Here is a 23438-nt window from a genome sequence, read left to right on the forward strand (position 1 = left end):
ATTATTATACCACATTAATAAAACAACTTAAAACATCCCATGAAATAACATATAATATATAAAGTAAAATATAAGCTATGCATAAAGATTATTATATAACAACTGTGCTTCTAGCTATTACAACTAAAGTTATTGAAATAAAAATTGTCGCTATTTAGGAAAGAACCAACAATTCTAACGTTTAGAATATCATTAAAAAATTAGTTAGATTACTTTCTGGATCTAATTCTAGCTTTTTTCGAAGTTTATGCCTATTAACATCGACACTCTGGGGACTTATTCCTAACAAAGGTGCTATTTCCTTGGAAGATAAGTTCATTTTAAGATAAGCACACAGTCTAAGATCTTTTGATGTCAAACTCGGATACTGTTTTGACAAACGTTCATAAAACTCTTGATGAGACTTATCAAAATTTATTTTAAATATTTTACTCTCTTTGTCGGTTATATAGTATTCTACCAATCTTTTTAAGTCCATGTAATTACTATCATGAGATCTTGAATTAGGAGATTCTTGAATTTTCACAATTTTATCCCTAATCTTTTTTAAAATTTTATTCTTATTCAGATTAACATAAGCTATTTGAGTAAGTTCTCTACTTTTTGCTTTTACCTCACTTTCTAATTTAGAATTCTTAAGTTCGATTATCCTACGTTCTTGTTCTAACTTTTGCGCCTTATGTTCCTCTTCTTGTTTCTTTAGCTTTTCTTCTTTTAATTCAAGTAATTTCTTTTTTTGCTTTTTCATTTTATAACGATTGATAAAGCGCGCTATAAGAAGCATTCCTCCAATCAACAAAATATAAAAACAATATGCCCAAGATGTTCTATATAACGGAGGTTTTATCGTAAATACAAAAGAAGACTCTTTTACAACTTCATCATACTTTGCTTTTACATAAAACGTATAATTACCTTCCTTCAAATTATACAATGTATGTTCTGTAGAAGTGGTCCAATCACTCCATTCTTGATCATTTAACTTTGATTGAAACGTAACTTTTTTACCATATATAGGCAAAGCATACCTTATCTTAAGGTCATTATCCTTAAAAGGTATATTAGATTCTTCTTCATAAGAAACTTTACTACCCACTGAAACAAAATCCCGAATTAAAACCTTTTCTCTTATATTTTCTAAAGGAGTCAAATTATCTCTAATATAAACTGAAAAGCCACTGTATATAGGAATAAGCTCATGCTTTTCATCTAATGTAAAAGCATTTAAAACATCTGGAACCAATTGATCTTGCAATTCTCTAAGATTGACAGCTTCCTTTTCATTCTCTATAACGACGCTCTCATTATCAACATACCAAGTTTCTCCATTTTTTTTTATAATTCTCGGAGAATATCCTTTTTTCTCACCCAGTTCTCTCTTTTCAAAAGAATCACTATTTGATTTATACCGATATGAATAAAAACCTGAAGTAATCATTATCTCATTATCCACTTTAGACAATGACAATACTCCTCCTTCGAAATCACTTAAAGGAAAAAAACTTTCTTGCAAAAGTGTTTTACTCCTATAATCTAACCTAAACTTAAAAACACCTTCTGATCGCAGAGCTAACCATATATAATTATCTTCATCTACCTCCAGATATCTTACTGATTTACTAAATCCTTTAAGCTGATATTCTTGCCAACTCTCTTCTATTTTTTCATATAAGGACACTCCATTGTAATTTGGAGAAATAATGACATCCTCTTTATCCACCCTAAACGATCTAAAATCCCAGGCGCCTTTACTAAACCCCATCTTTTTAAGAATCTTTCCACTCAATGTATAGGCTCCAGTATCATGACCAACAAAAACATTGTCATTAATTGAAACTAAGTTCCAGACCTGACCATTAAGCAACTGTTCAAAATCCTCTTTATCTGTAATTGATTTCACATCTAAAGAATAAAGTCCTTGATTTGTTCCTATATAATAAAAACCCTCATCCTTTACAGCCGCATATGTAGTTCCTAATTTACCATAGTAATCATAAAAATATTTAAGAGAAGAATTTAGTTTTAAATAATCAACACCATAATCCAATGCCAACCAAAGGTTATGTTCATCATCTTGAAATATTGACAAAACAGTATTGTTTTGCAACCCCTTTAACTTATTAATATTTTCAACTTTTCTTGTCTCTAGGTCAAGTATATACAATCCATTAGAAACTGTCCCTAAAGCGATTCTTCCATCCTTCAATTTTAAAAAAGAAAAAATTTGTGCCTTTCTTACCTCATCCGACATAGCGAAATCCAAGGTTGTAATTTCACCATCACTCAACTTAAACAATCCCTTAGTATCACTAATTAGAATTAAATCATCACGGTCATCCGTTACACCTATAATATTTGCATTTAACTCATCATTATCATAAACCGGTAATAGACTTGTTCCTGACAACTTAAAAACTCCATGTTTATCGTCATTAACATACAAATCATCATCAATTTTATAGCTCCATTTAAAACAACAGGGAGCTGGAATTTTGGTAATGATATTGCCTTGATTTATATATAGATTCCCAAACGTTTGAAAAACAACTTCATCATTAATTTCATGTATCCTCCAATACTCCTCTGCGCTATCAGAAACGCCTTTATCAACATTATTTAACAGGGAAACATCGTATGTGTTTTTTAATTGGTTTTTTAACAATCCAAAATGTCCATCAGCTCCAAAATAAATTGAATCTTTGTTCTTAACAAATAGACTTCTATTAACCATGGCATTATTGGTTGCTACAGAATTCCATTCACTTCCATCAAAAATTAAAACTTTATTTTCATTTGCTATATATATAATTCCATTTTCATCTTGTTCAATATCCCAAGATTGTGCACCAAATCCCATATTTTTAGTATCATAATGGGTAATCTTAGGTAAAATCTTATTTTCAATAGATTGTGAAAAAGAAAGAAATTGAAGTAGAAAAAGTAAAAAACAAATACGATTCATTAAATGCTATCTTTTGGGCTAAGGTAGTCTATCAAATATACTGAAAATTATCTTAACATATTTATTAAAAGACGATTAAAAATAATTTCAATAAAATATCTTAATTTTTGTGATTTAAAATAAAAACAAAAATATCCACATAAATAATGGCAAATCGTTTTGTAAAGCCCTATTTTTAAGGTTACAACACTTAGATGAAAAACAAAATGAAAATATTCCATACAAAATTCATTTTTTATACATTTTTAGCACTACTCTTTTTTAATTGTAATAAGAAAAAACAAACTAAATTATTTACACTAAAAAGTTCTAAAGAGACATCAATTAATTTCTCCAACACTTTAACAAATACATCAGACTGGAATGCTCTTAACTACTTGTATTTTTATATTGGAGCCGGTGTAACAAGTGCTGACTTTAATAATGATGGCTTAACCGACTTATATTTTGTTGCTAATATGGAGAGTGACAAAATTTATTTGAATAAGGGGAACCTGAAATTTGAAGACATTACCAAACCATCTGGAATAAATAACAAAGACGGTTGGTCGTCTGGTGTTACTCATGTAGACATCAATAATGATGGATGGTTAGACATCTATATCTCAAAACTTGGAAAACACAGAAATAAAAAAGGTAAAAATCTATTATACGTAAACCAAGGGCTCAATCAAAATGGAATTCCCGTTTTTAAGGAAGAAGCAAAAAAATATGGATTAGATATTATTGGTTTCTCTAATCAAGCTGCTTTTTTGGACTATGATCTTGATGGAGATCTGGACTTATATGTTTTAAACTATTCTGTATATCCGAAAAGAACATATGGAGATTCTAAAAAACGACTTGTTAAAGATTCTCTAGCTGGTGATAAATTTTTCATAAATGACAATGGAGTTTATAAAAATGCTACCAATGAATCAAGAATCTTTAGCAGTATTATTGGTTATGGACTTGGTGTATCCGTAAGTGATATAAACAATGATGGTTATCCAGATATTTATGTTGGTAATGACTTTTTTGAAAATGATTACTTATACATAAACCAAAAAGATGGAACTTTTAAAGATATTTTATCTCAAGATTTTAAAAAATTTGGTCATACTACTAACTTCTCTATGGGCAATGATATTGCTGATTTTAATAACGATGGTCGCATGGATATTCTATCATTGGATATGCTTTCTGATGATTTGCAAAGTTTAAAAACTACAGAAAGTGACATGAATTATCAAAACTTTAATCAATATCTAAAGAAAGGCTATCATCCTCAATTTATTAGAAACACCTTACAACTCAATAATGGAAACTTAAACTTTAGTGATATTTCATATCAGGTTGGTGTTTCTGGTACAGAGTGGTCTTGGGCTGGATTATTTGCCGACCTTGACAATGATGGATTTAAAGACATCTACATTACTAATGGAATATATGGAGCTACTAATGATAAAGATTTTGTTAGTTTCATTTCTAACGGAATTATATCAAATCAAATCAGTACAAATATGTCTGAGAATGATTTAAAATTAGTAGATCGATTACCAAAAAAACACACTCCAAATTATTTATTTAAAAACAAAAACGGTTTTGATTTTGAAGATGTCACTGACACCTGGTTTGAAAAAAAACCATCCTTTAGCAATGGAGCTGTTTACGTAGATTTAGATAATGACGGAGATTTAGATCTGGTCACAAATAATGTGAACGAAACTGCTATGATCATGGAAAACAACAGCAATACACTATCTAAAGAAAACAACTATCTAGCAATTGAATTTAATGGATCTACAAATAATAGGTTTGGTATTGGATCTAAAGTTATTGCTTACACAAAAAATCAAACTATTACTCAAGAAAATTACCCTTCCAGAGGATATATTTCTGCCGTTTCACCCAAAATGCATATAGGCCTAGGACCTCATAACACCTTAGATTCTTTAATGATAGTTTGGCCCGGAGGATCTTTTCAAACATTAAAAAACATTAGTAGCAACCAATCATTAAAGGTGAATAAACAAGAGGCAAAGCATGATTTTTATGCAATAACAACTAAAAAAAATACGGAATCATTACTGACTAATGTTTCTCAAAAAATACCATACCGCCATAATGATAATAATTATAATGAATTTAATAGAGAAATTCTTATCCCATATATGAATACTAATCAGGGACCAGAAATTACTGTTGGTGATATAAACAGTGATGGTAATGATGATTTTTTCATAGGAGCTGCCAAAGGAAAACCTGCTCAACTATTTATACAAGGAACTGATGGGATATTTACGGCATTAAAAACCCCAGAAATAGACGAAACTTTTCAATCAGAAAATACAGATAACATATTTATTGATACTGATAATGACAATGATCTTGATCTCATTGTCATTAATGGAGGAAACGAAACTGGAGCAACAACTGATAATCTTTCCGTTTATTATTTTAGAAACCACAAAGGATCATTTATTAGAGATTATCAAAGCTTTAAAAACTTATCAATTAATGGATCAGTTGTCAAAGCATTTGATTTTGATAGTGATGGTGATCAAGATATACTTATAGGTTCTAATAGTATTCCTTCTGCATTTGGCATGAATCCTCAGAATTATATTTTTGAAAACGACGGAACTGGAAACTTTCTTGATGTAACAAAAACTATTGCTCCAGAACTCAATTCCATAGGATTAGTTCAGGATGTAACATTTGCAGACATAAATAATGATAAACAAACAGATATTATAATAGCTGGATATTGGATGCCAATCCAAATATTTATAAATAAAAACAACATTTTTAAATTAGATAAAAAAAGCAATCTACAAAATACATCTGGCTTCTGGAATTCTATAAAAACTAGTGATATTGATAATGATGGAGATATTGATATTATCGGTGGGAATTGGGGATTAAATACTAGATTAACTGCAAGCCAAGAAGAACCTATAACTCTTATGCTTAGTGATTTTGATGACAATGGAAAAATGGATCCTGTAATAACACATTTTTATCAAGGAACGGAAACGGTTTTTAACAACAAGGATGAATTAAGTAAGCAAATGCCTGTTATCAACAAAAGGCATTTATCTTATGCTAAATTTGCTAAGGCAAATTTCTCAGAATATCTTCCGGAACAAAAAATCAAAACTGCCATTAAAAAAAGAGTAATAGAACTACAAAGTTGTTATTTCTTAAACAATGGTAATGGTACTTTCTCGAAAAAAGCCTTGCCCAAAGAAGCTCAAATTTCCTGCATTAACACAATGTATATCGATGACTTTAATAATGACAATTACGATGACATCTTATTATCTGGTAATAATTATGAATTAAACACTCAACTATCCAGACTTGATGCTTTTCATGGAATGTTATTAATAAATGATCAGAAAGGTGGATTTGTTAAAGATAATAAGAGCTTGTTTGAAATTCAAGGTCCAGCTAGGGATATTGAAAAAATTAAAATTAAAAATCAGCAATATTATTTAGCCAGTATAAACAATGATAGTATTTGTGTACTCAAAAAAAACTATCCCTCTAAATAATATCGTTTCTATAACAAATAAAAAATGCTGAAGATATTTACATCTTCAGCATTTTAAAAAAACAACTAATTTAATTTAGTGAAACTCCATTATTATTTATTGGTATACTCTTACATAATCAACTTCCATAGTAGCTTCTGTAAAATCAGGACTAACAGCACCTCCAAAATCTCCACCCATTGCTACGTTAAGGATGAAAAAGAAATCATCTCTAAATGGTAATCCAGCGGTGATTGTAAATGTGTTATATTCTACCCCATCTACTTTGAACACTATTTTATTAGTATCCCACTCTGCTCTAAAAACATGAAAGCCTTCATCCAGTCCATCTACATCTAAAGATCTTGATGTAGTATTATCAGCTCCTGTATTCCCAGGAAAGAATACATTCGAATATGTGCGTATTGGGTTTCTCCCTACATACTCCATAATATCTATTTCTCCACAAACTGGCCATCCAACTTCATCTATATTAGCTCCTAACATCCAAAAAGCTGGCCAAGTACCTTGCCCTAAAGCTAATTTTATTCTAGCTTCCATTGTTCCGAATCTAAATTCGCGTTTACCTTGTGTTTTTATTCTTGCAGAAGTATATGCATTACCATCTAATTGTTCTGCTTTTGCTGTAATTTTAAGAAGTCCATCCTCAACCACTAAATTATCACTTCTGTCGGTGTAGCGTTGTAACTCATTATTCACTCCTAAATCCCCAGTCTCAAAAACCCAATTAGAAGTATCTAAACTACCACCATCAAACTCATCTGACCATACAAGTGCTTGTCCCGGAAGTGGTCCAGAAATTATCAATTCTCCATCCGTAGTATCCTCTTCTCTAAGAATACTGATACTTCTGGTTTGTTGAGAAACCCCTCCAGAAAGACCGACAGCTTCTACTCTTATGTCATTTTGATTGACACCAAGTGCCTCAAAAGTGTGTGTGTATTTTCCATCCAGAGTAGATGCTCTTTTTGTATCATTAATATAGAAATCATATTTCACAACACCAGTCGCTGTTGCTTCAATAATTACCATTCCTGACCCATCTCCATTGGGCATTTCAGGAGTTTCACCAACTACATCAACTGTAAAAGTTAAGTTACTCGGTCTATCAACCTGAAACACCTCATTATCTTCATTGCATGACATGAATGATAATGACATAAAAACGAATATATAATTTATAACATTTTTCATATTTATTTTTTTTAGCAATTACATTAATTTGGCAATGTGATTCCGCAATCGGTAGCATCTTCTACAGCCCTGAATCTTAAATACCAAGCATTAAATCTATCCTCTTCATCATCAAAGAAAAATATTCTTAACGACACCAGATTACAATCGATAGATAGTATTTCATAGGTACGAGTTGCATTCCCTATATAAAGTCCCATAAAACCATCTCCTCCTAATTCGATTGCTCTATCTGTTGTGAATTCTGGTAATAATTCTGAACCTGCATTTGTAATAGACACAGAAACTGAAGGTGGAGTAGCCTCCAAACACTCTGCTGTATTACTTCCTCCTGGAATTCCTGGTGTATAATCATCGTGATACCAAGTGTCTCCCATATTATCGGTAGACATAGACAGTGTAAAATTTTCAAGATCAAAATTAAATGTCAATTCATCATTAAATAAACAATCCTCGTTAAAATCAGCTGAAGTTGGCGCCCACCAGTACACAAGATCTCCATCATTTTGTGGAACATTTACTCCTCCAGGTCCTACTCCATAAAAACCTGGTTCATCACCAGCATCTAGTTTCCAGGTTTTAGAGGAATCAGCGGTTGTACTTCCTGCTAACAATCCAAAAATTGATTTGGTTGTATCATCTAAATCTGTGAATACAGTTACTTCTCCTGTGGTAGACGAAGTTATACCTCCTATACCTACTGCAATAATTGTGTACGTATATGTATTAATACCAGGTGCAGCATAATTAATCATCGCCTTAGCATTTCCATCAAACTTAAACGATTCTGATCTACCATCACCCGTATAAATAATGTAGGTTATAATATCTTCTCCCTGCAAATCGAAAAACACATTTCCGGTTCCATATTCTGGATCTCCAAGGCTAGGTGCTTCTGCCAATACAGAGCTAATCGTTGGAGCACTTATATCACCAAATTCGAACTCTTCTTCCTGACAGCCGCATACTATCAAAATCAGAGAAACAATACTGATATTAAATACATATTTAAAATTTTTCATACTATGAATTTCATTAAAATTATTGTCTGATATTATCAAAATAAAATACTTCACCCATCCCTGCAGTTCCAAAATCAAAGAATAAGTCTACTTGAGTATAATCAATGGAACTATTAAAACCAGGTGCATTATTAAGATCATAGGTTAATGTCTCCCAGGAATTAGACTGTGTTGTCATCACTTCTATTTCTGCTGCATCCCCTGCAGAATTTTCAATTTTAAGTAAAACTGGTATCCCTGATCTAGGCGACCAAACATCTACACTAATTAAAGTAGAACCAGAAAAATCAATTGTATAACCGTCTCTTAGCGGAATAGCAACTCCAGCAAACACTTCTGCATCTACAGGTTTATTAAGTGTTCCAACTTTAGAAGAAGTATTGATCCCTGAGGCATCTGGATTATCAATAACCTGACCTACTACATCTTCTGTAGCTGAGCCGCCAAACCCAAATAGATTAAATGTTCCCGCACTACTTTCGAAATCAATTGGAAGAATCGGTAAAACTGTATCAAGAGATTGTTCTCCTTGTATAATATTATCTATATAATATGTAACATTACCTCCATCTACTCCAAAGTTTGGAAATATAACTAGATTATTAGCAGGATTAGTAGCAAACTGCGTAACATAGTCTGTAGTGGAAAAATCATATGTTAGAACTTCCCAAGCATTCGTGGTGGTAGTAAGTACATCTATTTCAACTGCCGAATTTGCATCAGCAAGACTCTCTATTTTAAGCTTAAAAAGAGTTCCTGCACTTGGTGACCAAACTTTCATACTAATTGTAGTCCCTTCTCCAAAATTGATACTATTAGTAAGACTCATAGCCGCTCCAGCCCAAACCTCACTAGGACTTCCATCCACCCATTGTACTGCTTTTGGACTTAAATTTCCAAAAACATCTGGATTATCAACTACCGTAACTGTTTGATTACCTCCAAAAGTATTAAAAGTATACATTGCATCTGGATCATCAAAAGTAATTTCTAATTCTTGGGGAATAGATACATCTATAGTTCCCATATCTTGAGTTACAGCAGCACCGCCACTATACGCAATAATAGTAATTGAATATTCACCTTCTGTCTGATAGGTATATGTAGCAGTATCTCCAGGAGCGATTTGTATAAATTCGTTTGCAAACTCTCCAAAATAAACTTCTATGTATGTTGCGAAATCCGCATCCGCTTGTATCGAATATGTAAGGAAGTCATTATTATCAGGAATTACCTGAAAAGTAAGATTCTCCGGTGCTTTAAACGACACTTCTAGATCTTCTTTGTATTCACTAATTTCTCCTATTGCATTATAAGCAAGCACTGTTATTTCATAGATTCCTTCGCTAGCATAGGTATGCTCTACACTTTCTCCATTGATCACAGTTACCGGATTTATGGTGTCATCTCCAAAAAACACATCAAAGGATAATACATTATTTCCTAAAGGAGTAATCGTAACATCTCCTGAATTATCATCGGAAATTCCAAACATTACATCTGTCACAATAGCTTCCTCTGCATTTGCAATAAAAGCGGTACTACTATCATCTTGTTGACATCCTATAAATAAGATTGACAATACTAATACTATAATTAAATTAAAATTTTTCATTTTTCTTGCTCTTGATTAATATATTACCAACCTGGGTTTTGCGTCCAATTTCCTTGAGAAAACTGAATCTCATCTAACGGTATAGGAAATAATTCATGCTTCCCAATTTCAAAATTTGGAAGTCTACTTGCTGCCTGATTTGTTCTTATCAAATCATAAAATCTATCCCCTTCTCCGGCAAACTCTAACCTTCTTTCGTCCCAGATTCTTTGTGTAAGTTGCATTCCTGATTCTGGAATACTTATTACGCCAGTACCATGTGCTCTATCTACAACCTGACGTAAAAAACTCTTGGCTAAGTTCTCATTCGGTGCGGTTTTTCTATTATGTGCTTCTGCCAACATTAACAACACATCAGCGTATCTTATATATCTATGGTTATAAGGAGACCTAGCGAATTGATTAGCTCCGTCTATCTCTCCAGTTCTCGGAATAATTTTATTGAAATAAAATCCTCTGTCCGTTTCACATCCTGGTGTATATTCTATAGCACTATCAATAAGTTCTTGTTCGGTTGTTACACCAAAATATTCAAGTAAGTTTAGTATTGTAGGGGATTTTCTACTATCAGTAGCGGCATACAAATCTACCAGATCAGATTGTGGTATATTAAAACTAAACCCAGCATCATATACAGGATCTCCGCTTAAACGGGGACCTGAAAAGAACGCCCCGATATTACCCTCACTCTCAGCATTTTCTTGCCAATTGTTCCAATTACCACCTTCTGCATTAGAATACTGTATCTCAAAAACAGACTCAATACCATTTTCACCAGCTGTAGTAAATACATCTCCAAAATTAGGCATTAAAGAAAACCCTAATGTGGTAACAGATGTAAGTGCTTCGACCGCACCATCCCAATCTTCTTGGTAAAATTTTACTTTCCCCAATAATGCCATAGCTCCTCCTCTGGTAACTCTACCGACCTGAGATTGGGCAATAGGAAGGTCAGGAATTGCTGCATTCAGGTCGTTTTCGATAAATTCATAAGTCTCTTCAATAGAACTTCTAGGAATTGCTGTTTCATCGCCTGGCAAAAAACGGGATTCTTTTAGAGGTACACCTCCAAAATTACGGACTAACTCAAAATAAAAAAGTGCTCTTAAAAAACGTGCTTCTGCTATAAATACATCTTTATCTTCAAACTCCCTAGTTTGTGCATTATCTAAAAAAAACGAAGCTCTAAATACTCCTCCAAAAAGAGAATCCCATAAGCGAGCCACAGCGATATTAGTAGTTGTGTGTGTTAATGTACCTAATCTTTGAAACTCGGGAATATCCTGACATCCATCTTCTCCAGCCACTATAGCATTATCAGACATAAATTCTCCAAAAAGCTGTGTCTGCCAACTAAAAGCTAAAGGATCATATGCGCTTATTAACAATTCGAAAAAAGCCTCATCCTCAAGAAAAAATTCATCTACCCCAACTTCAAATTCTTGTTCTACATTTGTAAAATCTTCACTACAGGATAGCGGTATCATAACAAAAGCCATGGACACAACTATCGTTAAATAAGTGTTTTTAATATTTTTCATAGTTATAATTTGCTTCTTTCTTTTTAAAAATTAACATTCACACCCATCGAGTAAGTACTAACAGCTGGATAAAAACCATTATCTATCCCTCTTGTTATAATATTACCCGTTTGTGCTGCTGGATCATACCCTCGATATTCGGTAAAAGTAAACGGGTTAGTAGCTAACATATATATTCTAAGCTTCTCTAAACCAATTGATTTGAAAGGGTCTACAGGAATACTATACCCTAACTGGATATTATTTATTCTAAAATAAGATGCATCTTCTACGAAGAAGGTAGATAACAATCCATTATTTGTAGTTTCTGTAGTTAACCTTGGTATTTCATTACTCGTCCCTGGACCCGTCCATCTACCTAGCACATAATCCAATTGGTTTACAAAAGGGTTGTCCCTTTCATATGAACGAAGTAATTCATTTCCTTGGGATCCAAATCCTCTTATTGAGAAATCAATACCCTTATATTGTAATGACAGGTTAATTCCATAAGTGAAATCCCCCAGAGGATCACCTAAATAGGTTCTATCATCATTATCTACAACTCCATCATTGTTAGTATCCACAAATATTAAATCACCAGGAGCAGGAGTTGCACCTAAATTATAAGTAGCGTGGTTGTCTATTTCTTCTTGCGTTTGAAATATTCCTGCAGTCTGCAATCCATAAAAAGAACCTACTGGTAAACCTTCTTGAAATCTTGCAGCGGCTTGCCCTAACCTAAAACCACTTTGTTCTATAAACTCTCCTCCAATAACCTTGGTTACTTCATTATCTATAACGGTAAGATTTGCACCTAACCCAATTTCTAACTTTCCAATATTAAAAGAATAATCCGCAGAAAACTCCATACCTTTATTACGGATATCTCCAACATTTTGTGGAGCTACAACTGCTCCAGCAGTACCTCCTCCTAATATCCCCGAAACGTCGACATCTACTATTTGATTTTCTGTATCTTTTATAAAGTAATCAAAGACAAAATTAAACCTCCCATCCAAAAGTTGTAGATCAAAACCAACATCAAGTTGTTTGGCTACCTCCCATTTTAGGAAAGGATTTCCTAAAGATCCTGGCGCGGCTCCTCTAATAATGGTATTACCTCCATTGATTGGAAACTCTCCTTCTCCTTGTAGATCAAAATTAAATACGCCTTGTCTTGTTTCTAACGCTTTATCATTTCCTAGTTCTCCGTAACTTCCTCTAATTTTTAATAAAGTAATACCTGTATTTTCCATAAATGACTCATCAGAAACTACCCAACCAGCGGTTATACCAAAAAAGTCTGCTGACTCAAAACCTGGAGCAAACAAAGATGATCTATCATTTCTAAAAACTGCTGACAAAAGGTATTTCCCTTTAAAACCATATTGAAATCTACCGAATAAAGAAGAACGTGTATTTGCATATTCGAACCTCCCAAATAAGTTATCAGGATTAGGTCTTTCATCATCATCTATAGATGGAGAAAATGGACGACCATTACTTAAGATTGCAAAATCAAATGAATTAAATGGAATATCGAACGCTACTCCATTGAAACCAAATCCCCAAAAACGCTGAGCACTTCCTCCCGCCGTTAACGTAACATCATGATTTTCTGCAAATGTATTACTGTATGTAGCAAAATAATCAAACACATAATTGTTGTTATTATCTATTTGTTCAAAGACTGTATTTTCTCCTGGATCTACATTGGCTGTTTTACCCGGCCCATACACAAATGAAGGAGTAAATGACCGTTGTTTTCCAGATTGATGAGTGATATTAAGCCTTCCATTAAGCTCTAAATTTTGAACAATATCATATTCTAAATTAAGAAACCCAGAAAATCGATTTTGGCTAAATTCATTAAAAGTATTCTCAATTTGAGTTACTGGGTTAAATACTTCATTAGAACTCTCTGCAGATCCTAAACTAAGTACTCCATTATCATCTCTTAGTGGAATTGTTGGTTCAGAATTCAATGCATTAAAGGTTACTGAACCTAAACCATTCGCAAAGATTCCTCCATTTTCTGTATATAAATAATTAATATCCGTACGTACCTTAAAAGTCTCTGATAAAAATATATCCGATTTTAAACGTACATTATCCCTTTGATACCTAGCTTTACTCCCACCTATTGCTCCTTCTTGCTCTAAATGAGCTCCACTTAATAAGTAAGTATATTTTTCTCCTCCTCCTCTTACACTAAGTGCATGATTAAAAACAGCCGCAGTATTAAAAATTTCTTCCTGCCAATCTGTTCCCCTTCCTAAAGAAGCTATATTAGTGAAACGTATAGGATCACCTCCATTAACAAATTTTTCATTTTGCACTAAAGCGTATTCTGTTGCATTTAGCACATTAATCTTCTTCGTTACTTGCTGAAAACCATAGTAATTACTATAGGATAATTTTGGCTTTTGACCTCTTCTTCCCGCTTTGGTCGTAATTAAAATAACACCATTAGCAGCTGTACTACCATATATTGCAGCTTGAGCATCCTTTAATACAGTAAATGTCTCTATATCATCAGGATTTATATTATTAAAATCTGTAAGTGCGCCATCAACATAGATATCTGGTCTATTATTGCTATTAGACGATATCCCTCTAATATTAATATTAAATGCAGCTCCAGGATTTCCTCCTTGTTGCGAAACCTCTACTCCAGCTACCGTTCCTCTAAGCGCCTCTGTTGCGATTTGAGGTTGTAATTCACTAACCACATCATCTCCTACGATACTTACCGATCCGGTAATCTCCTTTTTACGTTGAGTACCATAACCAATTACAACTACTGATTCTAATTCTGCAACATCTTCATCCATTTGAACATCCAAAACAGCAGTATCTTTAATTACCATTGTTATCGTTTTAAAACCAACTGAACTAAACTCTAACGTTTCTCCATTTTCTACTACAATTGAAAATACCCCATCAAAATCAGAAGTAGTTCCTGTATTTTTAGTTTTATTAATAATATTTACAAAAGGTAATGGTTCTCCATTTTTTGAATTTACAGTTTTCCCCGTCACTGTGTTTTCCTGAGCAACACAAAAATGAGTTGCGATAACAAATAGATATAATAATATATTCCTCATTAGGCTTAAAATATTAGCTGAAAAGACAAATAATTATTTAGTTGTTTTTTCACATTTATTTTGTCAAAGCTACAATAAACTTAACCTAAATTTAGCAATATATCAATCTTAACAAAGTATATACAAGTGAGATTTCGTTCTTAAATTTTTAAAACCAAAAAAAACTATAAAAACATGATTTACAAACGTTTAAACACATTTTACTGTTTTAAAACACCTTAAAAAAAGATCAAAACGAATAATGTTAGTATTATAGATTTTTTCAATACACAAACACCTTCAAATGTTAATTTTTTTTTAATAATCTGATCAAAAAATGTTTTCTTAATAGTTATTTAACAAAATATCATCGTTAAATATAATTTTGCAAAAGAAGAATATTCCCGAAAATGAATTATCCTTATAATACTGACTTACTTCATGAGCATTTATCAAACACTTAAAATATTTTATAACTATTCACTTTACTTCTTCAAAAAAGAAGATATATCAAAGTATGTATAAAATGAAAATATGAAGAATAAAAAGCTTCAGAGAGTCCAAGAAAAATAATTGATGAATACAATAATCCCCTCCTATTGTGAATCATTTCAAAAAAAACAGCCAACTAATAAATAAGCTATACTATGAAGTTATATATTTATAAAAAGAAGTTCCAAACCAACCCAAAGCGGATAACAGCATCACGTGGTGCATATCCGGGAGCAGAAAATTCGTTATTCTGACTAAAAGCTTCTCCAAAATTTTCTACCTTAAAGTAGATTCGAGTCTGTCTAATTTTAGCATTAAAAAAGATATCAAATTGAGGAAAACCACCAAAGGTTTGTCTGGTATCTACAATATTATCAGGATCACTGTTATCAAATTGATCAAAATAATCAATCTCATTCTGACTTTGTACATAAAACTCAGATAGCACTGGATCATATCCATCTGCATCATATTCTGAATAATACTTAAAAGTAACTCCAGTCTGTAAAAATAATGCTCGTTTAAACCAATAATCTTGATAATAAACACTATTACGTGTCACTACATTTGGAACTCTATAAACTTCTCCTCCTGAAACGTTTTGATATAGAATGGAATTATCAATCCCCAACCATCCAAAATTTAGGTTTTGAGAAAGCTTCAATTTCAAGAGTTCTACCTTACCATCATACTGCTCTGGAACTGTTAAAGAATCGGCTCCTTTGGTGAAATAAGTATAATTATCAATTGTAGTGAAGCTTGCTTCAAGATTTGCAAACTTCTTTACCTGAATATTCGCCTGAATTTTTTGAGTCTCTATATTTTTAAAATTATCATCCTCATTGGCATTGTTGAAGTTCTGCCAATTATACCCCACATAATCACTTTGATACAATAAGAAATTATAATTAGGAGCCGTGGAATTCGAACTAATTCCTAATTGTAATCCATAATCGTGTAGTTGATATCCTGCAGATGCATTTAGATAATTCCCGTCAAAATCTCCTGAGATGATTGACATTCCGTTAGCAGCTAATTCAAATCCTTTGTAATTCTTTTGATAAGAACCACCTATTGTAAGTACATTACCTTTAATCCTATTTGTAATATCAGTTCCTCCTTCTAGAGTAACAATCGTATTATAACCATAATTATAATCAGAATATCCGGCATTAACTCTTAAATTACCTAGCCAGACGTTATCAACATTTAAAAATACCTGATTCGTAAAATCTTCTAACGCTACTTTATCTGATAGAGCTCCGGTGGTTTCATAAGACGTTCCAAAAAGATCACTAGTTGCATCTTGGTCAAACTGAAAAGACTTATCTGTTATATCTAATATGTGACCGACTGCTACATCCGTACTAGAGCTATCTGTTTTCTTTATGATCGAATACCTGTGATTTAGATAAAATCTTTTGCCTAACAAAATACTTTCAGCATTCTCAAAATTAACTTCTATAGCAGCTCTATCAGAAAATTCATCTGCATCCTGAAATTCTTCTGTATTAGAAAGATATTGGTTAAGTCCATTTTCTGATAACCCACCATTTTCCTCATTCAACAAATCTTGAGATACAAAATGAGTTTTGATTCTATATCTATCATTTTTAGTACTATAATTAGCCGTTGCTCTAAAATTACCAGTACTGGTCAATGCGTGTTGATATTTACCTAGCGACCTATTACCCTTATACGCAATAGAAAGATTTAATCTAGGAGAAGTATTAATCGTAAGAAAAGCATCTAACTGCTGCCCTTGTTCAAAAGTAGTTTTAAAATATAATTCTGTTAGTGGTGTAGGAACATTGTAATACTTAATATCCTCAGCCTCCATAAAATTAAAATGCCTCGCTCTAGCACCAAAAAGTGGTAATACGTGATCTCGTTCCTCAATCTTAACCAAGCTATTATATGTCTGCCCTACATTATTAATAGGTTGTAAACCAAAATCATCCCTACGTAAGTAATTAAAATTATAATCTCTTTGTATAGTTAAGGTCGTATCTACAAAGGTCGTATCATTTTTTAGATCTATAATTTTATAATCTGTAATAGGAGGCTTACTCTTACCTTTTTTGGTCAAAGGCCTTTTGCTCTTAGCGAAGTCCGGTTTCTGCTGAATATTCGTACCTCCTCCATCTATCTCCTCTTCATTTCCTTCTTGGGCAAAGGTTATGGATCCTAATAAAAGTATAATTATAAATACTAAGTTCTTTTTCATCTATATAGTAAACTGATGGCAAAAATATACTTTTTTAACGAAAGTCAATAGGTATGAATTGCCCGTTTTAATACTAAGTTTTTTTATCGATTATTAAAAATAGTTTTCTGATGTTCAGTTCTTACGTTATCTTCGTATTATGCTCGAATTAAAATTAAAGCCTGATCTCATCGAATGCGGCACTGATGAGGCTGGTCGTGGTTGTCTGGCAGGACCAGTAACCGCAGCAGCCATTATATTACCCGATGATTTTAGCAATGAAATCTTAAACGACTCCAAACAACTTAGCGAAGCTAAACGCAAAATACTACGACCGCTATTAGAAGACTGCTCTATTACCTATGGTGTGACACATATTTATATGGAAGAGATAGATAAAATTAATATTTTAAATGCCTCTATATTAGGCATGCAAAGATCTATCGAACAATTAACACCGCAGCCAGAGCATATTTCTGTAGATGGAAATAGGTTTAAACCATATCATAATATACCCTATACTTGCGTTATTAAGGGTGACGGAAAATATATGAATATTGCTGCGGCATCTGTATTAGCAAAAACATATCGTGATGCATATATGGAAAAGATTCACGAGGAATTCCCAATGTACAATTGGAAAAAAAATAAAGGATACCCCACAGCAGAACATAGAGAGGCAATACGAAAGTATGGAATTACTAAATATCATAGAAAAAGTTTTAGATTATTACCAGAACAGCTTGCGCTAGAATTCAAATAATTATCTTTGACCACTAATAGGCTTTTGAAAACAGTTATTGTAAAAAGAAAGTTATTAAATCGTAATGACAACTTGAATAGAATCAAGAATATAAAGGAAAACAAACACATGAAAAAAATAGTTGTAATTCTACTATCCACAATTGTTTTAGCTTGTAACACGACTACCGAAAAACCGAACACTCTTATTGATTACATACCAAAAGATGCTCAAGTAATCTTAAAAATAAATGATTTAGAACAGGCAAAAAACATGCTACGTGATAATGATTTATTAAAGAAAAATAAAGACGTAGCGTTGTTTACTTATTTTAAAAATCTTCCAGTTTTAGATCAAATAAAACAATCTAAAGGATTACTCTGTTTTTCTCCAATAGGTAAAAATGATTTTGAATACACTTATATTTCAAAATTTGATCCTGCTATAATTGGTAAAGATTCTTTAAACAAAAGAAAAATCGAAACTATAAATTATGCTAACAAAGTGATCCATAAAGTCATTTCTGGTGAACAGACTTTCTATGCTACCAAACAAGACAGTTTATTAATTGCTTCCTCTTCTCAGATATTGATTGAAAATGCAATACGTCAACAAGAAAACACAATCCCAGTACAAGAAGATCTTATAAAAGCGTATGAAGTTTCAGACTCCAAAAATCCATTAGCAGTTTTGGCAAATGGAAAAGAACTAAAAGAAATTCAAAACGCATTACTTCCCAATAGTGACTTATCGCAGTTATCAAACTTTAGCGGTTGGATTTCTGTAGATGCTAAAGTGGAGCAAAATGCTATTTACCTTGATGGAATTGCTATAGAAAAAGATTCATTATCCACTACAATTGGAATTTTTGATAATACCATCGCTCAAGAGAATCAAATCGCCAAAATTACTCCGATTACCGCCAAAGGTTTTATTTCATATACGTATGATGATTTTTATGCGCTTAAAAAGAACTTAGCATTAGCTCAAGATAGAGAGATAGAAAATATCCCAGATGATCTCGATGACTTATTCTCTGGAGTTTCGGAAATCGGTATGATTTTTACAGAAAATGAAAATGTTATAACATTTACCTCTTTAGCATCAGAAAATACATTAGAACAACTAGCTGGATCTCCATCTGGAGCATATAGAAACGTTGATATTTTTAGTTATGATGAAACCACAACATTTTCTGGATTATTAAAACCATTGATTCCAGAATTTGAAGCTAAATTTTATTTCAATTACGAAAATCATATTGTATTTGCTTCTTCTAAAAATGGTTTACAGACTATTATAGCAAACATCCTTAATAAAACAGTATTACAAGAACAAACTTATTACTCGAATACGCTAGAAAAGCTTTCTGATGAATCATCAATTTTAATGGTTAGTACTGTCAAAAACCTCAAAGAGTACATTGCTGAAACTATAGAAGAAGACGAGCAAAAACCTTGGAAAGAAGCTAAAACTAATGGATATCAAATTGGTGCTTTGCAGATTATAAAAGAAAACAGCTTTGCTCATATTCATGGAGTCTTACAAAAAAACATCGCAAAAGGATCTGCCACTTCGGTTACACAAACAGCGTCCACTACATTAGAAAATAAAATACTTAACAATCCCATATTGGTACAAAACCATAGAACCAAAGGGATGGATATCGCAGTACAAGATGTAGACAACAATCTCTATCTAATCTCGGATAAAGGAACTATTTTTTGGAAAAAACAGATTAATGGAGCCATTATAGGCGATATCCAACAAATAGATATTTATAAAAATGGTAGATATCAATTGTTATTTAACACCGAAAACACACTTTATCTTGTAGATAGGGATGGAAAAGATGTTACTTCGTATCCTAAAAAATTCGAAAAAGCTATTACCCAGCCGTTATCCTTATTTGATTACGATAAAAATAAGCGATATCGTATTATTATAACACAAGGTAATGAAGTTACCATGCTAGATGCGGAAGGAAAAGTAGTTACTGGTTTTGGATTTAAAGCTACTGAAACCAATCTTGTGATACCTCCTACACATATCCGAATCGGCAGTAAAGACTACATTCTTATATCCGAAGAAAATGGAAAATTAAATATTTTAGATCGTTTAGGAAGAACTAGAGTAGATGTAAAACAAAATATAGATTTTTCTAAAAATCAATGGCAACAATATCAAAATAAGTTTACCTCTACTACTAAAGACGGAAAACTAATACAGGTTCAATCTGATGGTTCGGTAACCATGGTAGATAAGGAATTAGATCAAAATAGTTCCTTGGTTTCTACCAACAAAACATTAGTTACTTTTTCTGAAAACAAATTATCTATCAAAGAGAAAACCTTAGAGTTAGATTTTGGAGTGTATACAAAACCTCAGATTTTTTATATCAATAATAAAATCTACGTAGCTATCACAGATATACAAACCAAGAAAGTATATGTATATGACAGTAATGCAGAACTACTTCCTAATTTCCCAGTTTATGGGAACTCTGTAATCAGTTTAGGTAATATGGATAAGGATAAAAACCTAGAATTTGCCGTTCAGGGAGAAGAAAATAGTGTTCTCATTTATCAGATAAACTAACATCGATTTAAATTTTATAAAGATTTCATGTTGACATTTTAATACTGCGTCTCACTAATGTGAAACAACGTAATTAAGATGTCATGAAAACTTTAAAAATTTTATCCTTATTATGTATTGCCTCGACCATCCAGGCACAATCGATTGACACGAGTGTGATTTCTAATTCTGGAGGTGTAAGTAGTAATACATCTTATACCCTAAACTTTACTATTGGGGAACCCTTTATAGAAACAATTTCTAATTCGCAGTCTATAGACCAAGGGTTTTGGTCGGGTATTGGTTCCTTAAATCAACTCTCTACAGAAGAGTTCCAACCAGAAAACGGAGCTATTAAAATATTTCCGAATCCAGTTTCAGACTTCTTTACGGTTAGGACTCCGAATATCGATCATTACACAGCTTCTATATACAATCTTAATGGTCAAGAAGTACTTACTCAAGAAATCAATACGTCAATGATAAATCATCAGATCGACATAAGCTCATTAGCCCAAGGAACCTACGTACTAAGAATTTCGATTCCTGAAATCAATGAAAACAAAATATTTAAAATCATCAAAAAATAACCTCATTTATAAATTTTAAAATCATGAAAAAAGTAATAAATAATGTAATCCTTTTTAGCCTTCTACTGATTTGCGCATTGGTCTCTGCCCAATCTGTACAAAAAAACTTTATCAACTACCAAGGAGTGGCCAAAAATGCTAGCGGTGATATTCTCGCAGAAGAATCAATCAATATACAAATAGCCCTAAAATTTGGAGCACCAGATATTGCTGCAAGTTATGTAGAAAACCATACAATTACTACGAATACAAATGGTGTATTTGCATTATTAATTGGTAACGGAACGCCAGTAACAGGTGACTTTGATACATTACAATGGGGAGGAATTGCATCTTATGTAACCATATCCCTAAATGGAGCAGAAATTGGAACCAATGAATTAATGGCAGTTCCGTACGCTATTACATCCGGTGACACTAGATGGATTTCTAACGGAAATGATATTGAGAACATAAATAGTGGTAATGTAGGTATTGACCGCTCTCCAACCGCAAAACTGGACATCAATGGAGATCTAAAATTAGAAAATGGAACTTCTGTTAATGAAATTTCTACCGATGCAACTTTAGGAAGTAATAGTAATAATGCAATCCCAACAGAGAGAGCCGTAAAAACCTATGTAGATAATGCCACTGCAACCACTACACCTGTAGTTTTTAAAGTTAGAGGTAATGGTTTTGCTGTAAAAGATCTAGATGCTAATACAACTATAGAAACAGATATCTGGGATATTAGAACCTACGATACGCGCAACGCTTTTAATACAACTACTAAAAGATTTGTTGTTCCAGAAAGTGGATACTATTATCTACATGCTGTGGTAAGACAATCTAATGCTGTTACAACTTCTTTTTTTAGAATTAGCTTTAATGTAGATACAGGTGTCGATTTTACTCAAATTGTGGATGGAGATGACGTGAAAACCGATGTAAGTGGTATTTACTTCCTAAATGTTGGACAAGAAGTTTTTGTAAACTTAAGAAATTTTGGAGGTGCAGATGTAAGAGTTGACGGAACCGGTAGCTGGTTCGAAGGATATAAAATAAACTAACCCCAACCTTATTTGATTTGTTTAGTTTTTAGTCAAAGAAAGCCGAGGTATTTTATACTTCGGTTTTTTGTTTTATAAATTCTGCTTCAAACAATTTTGTAAAATGTTTCAATAATTTTTCTTTCACTTCTTCTACATTCACTTTTTCAACCCCCAATTCTACATTTAGAGATGTAACTGCTTTGTCATTAATCCCACAAGGAATAATATTATCGAAATACCCAAGATCTGCATTTACATTAAATGCAAAACCGTGCATCGTAACCCATCTACTAGCTCTAACTCCTAGCGCACAAATTTTACGAGCAAAAGGAGTACCCACATCTAACCAAACTCCAGTCTCGCCATCACTTCGTACTCCAGTAATTCCATACTCGGCTAGAGTTAGAATAACCATTTCTTCTAGAAAGCGTAAATATTTATGAATATCGGTAAAAAAATTATCCAAATCCAGAATAGGGTATCCTACAATCTGCCCAGGTCCGTGATACGTAATATCGCCTCCTCGATTTATTTTATAAAAAGTAGCTCCCTTTTCTTGTAATTGTTCTTCGTTTAACAACAAATTACTAATATCACCACTTTTACCCAACGTATACACATGTGGATGCTCTACAAAAAGAAAATAATTACTGGTATCTAAATTAGCATCTTCTCTTCTATTCTTAATTTTTGTATCTAGAATTCCTTTAAAAAGTATTTCTTGATATTCCCAAGTTTCCTTAAAATCTTTTAACCCTAATTCTTGTAGTTCTATCTTCTTATTCATCAATGCAAAGATACGAGATTAAAAAAGTTCTTCTCTACATTCTAAAACACTAAAAACCATCTATTTATT

13 protein-coding genes are annotated in these 23438 nt (G+C 32.5%); 5 read left to right on the plus strand and 8 right to left on the minus strand.

Features of this window, described 5'->3' with window-relative positions; translation table 11 throughout:
• Positions 1 to 181: 181 nt before the first annotated feature.
• Complete coding sequence (locus tag J8L88_RS06785) at positions 182 to 2962, minus strand: hypothetical protein (protein ID WP_211060333.1); 2781 nt, start codon at positions 2960 to 2962, stop codon at positions 182 to 184.
• 206 nt (positions 2963 to 3168) lie between these two features.
• Here J8L88_RS06785 and J8L88_RS06790 point away from each other — a divergent pair, with 206 nt between their 5' ends.
• Positions 3169 to 6501: a VCBS repeat-containing protein gene (locus tag J8L88_RS06790; protein WP_211060334.1), complete on the plus strand. Its 3333-nt coding sequence runs from the start codon at positions 3169 to 3171 to the stop codon at positions 6499 to 6501.
• Between the two features lie 96 nt (positions 6502 to 6597).
• Here the strand turns inward: J8L88_RS06790 and J8L88_RS06795 are convergent, their stop codons facing one another.
• The 6 genes from J8L88_RS06795 to J8L88_RS06820 form a co-directional block, all read right to left on the minus strand.
• Complete coding sequence (locus J8L88_RS06795) at positions 6598 to 7695, minus strand: family 16 glycosylhydrolase (protein WP_211060335.1); 1098 nt, start codon at positions 7693 to 7695, stop codon at positions 6598 to 6600.
• Between the two features lie 23 nt (positions 7696 to 7718).
• Positions 7719 to 8717 (minus strand): hypothetical protein, encoded by a 999-nt coding sequence (locus J8L88_RS06800; protein WP_211060336.1) that lies wholly within the window; start codon positions 8715 to 8717, stop codon positions 7719 to 7721.
• Between the two features lie 19 nt (positions 8718 to 8736).
• Positions 8737 to 10332 (minus strand): PKD domain-containing protein, encoded by a 1596-nt coding sequence (locus J8L88_RS06805; RefSeq protein WP_211060337.1) that lies wholly within the window; start codon positions 10330 to 10332, stop codon positions 8737 to 8739.
• 23 nt (positions 10333 to 10355) lie between these two features.
• Positions 10356 to 11873, minus strand: coding sequence for a RagB/SusD family nutrient uptake outer membrane protein (locus tag J8L88_RS06810; RefSeq protein ID WP_118387345.1), 1518 nt, complete (start codon positions 11871 to 11873; stop codon positions 10356 to 10358).
• A gap of 23 nt (positions 11874 to 11896) precedes the next feature.
• Entirely contained in the window at positions 11897 to 14962 is a 3066-nt protein-coding gene (locus J8L88_RS06815; RefSeq protein WP_027395381.1) for a TonB-dependent receptor, read from the minus strand.
• Positions 14963 to 15602: 640 nt separating this feature from the next.
• Complete coding sequence (locus J8L88_RS06820) at positions 15603 to 17660, minus strand: putative porin (protein ID WP_211060338.1); 2058 nt, start codon at positions 17658 to 17660, stop codon at positions 15603 to 15605.
• A gap of 139 nt (positions 17661 to 17799) precedes the next feature.
• Here J8L88_RS06820 and J8L88_RS06825 point away from each other — a divergent pair, with 139 nt between their 5' ends.
• From J8L88_RS06825 to J8L88_RS06840, 4 genes are all read left to right on the plus strand, one after another.
• On the plus strand, positions 17800 to 18402 hold the full coding sequence (locus J8L88_RS06825) for a ribonuclease HII (RefSeq protein WP_118387351.1): 603 nt from the start codon (positions 17800 to 17802) through the stop codon (positions 18400 to 18402).
• 108 nt (positions 18403 to 18510) lie between these two features.
• Positions 18511 to 20979, plus strand: a complete 2469-nt coding sequence (locus J8L88_RS06830) for a ribonuclease HII (RefSeq protein ID WP_211060339.1) — start codon at positions 18511 to 18513, stop codon at positions 20977 to 20979.
• An 83-nt stretch (positions 20980 to 21062) separates the two neighbouring features.
• Positions 21063 to 21548, plus strand: coding sequence for a T9SS type A sorting domain-containing protein (locus J8L88_RS06835; protein WP_118387355.1), 486 nt, complete (start codon positions 21063 to 21065; stop codon positions 21546 to 21548).
• 23 nt (positions 21549 to 21571) lie between these two features.
• Positions 21572 to 22600: a hypothetical protein gene (locus tag J8L88_RS06840; RefSeq protein WP_027395376.1), complete on the plus strand. Its 1029-nt coding sequence runs from the start codon at positions 21572 to 21574 to the stop codon at positions 22598 to 22600.
• Positions 22601 to 22652: 52 nt separating this feature from the next.
• Here the strand turns inward: J8L88_RS06840 and lipB are convergent, their stop codons facing one another.
• The gene (gene lipB / locus J8L88_RS06845; protein WP_118387357.1) at positions 22653 to 23369 is read right to left on the minus strand and encodes a lipoyl(octanoyl) transferase LipB; all 717 of its coding nucleotides are present in this window, start codon (positions 23367 to 23369) and stop codon (positions 22653 to 22655) included.
• Between the last annotated feature and the right edge of the window lie 69 nt (positions 23370 to 23438).

The organism is Aquimarina sp. MMG015 (assembly GCF_018100855.1).
Lineage (GTDB): Bacteria > Bacteroidota > Bacteroidia > Flavobacteriales > Flavobacteriaceae > Aquimarina > Aquimarina latercula.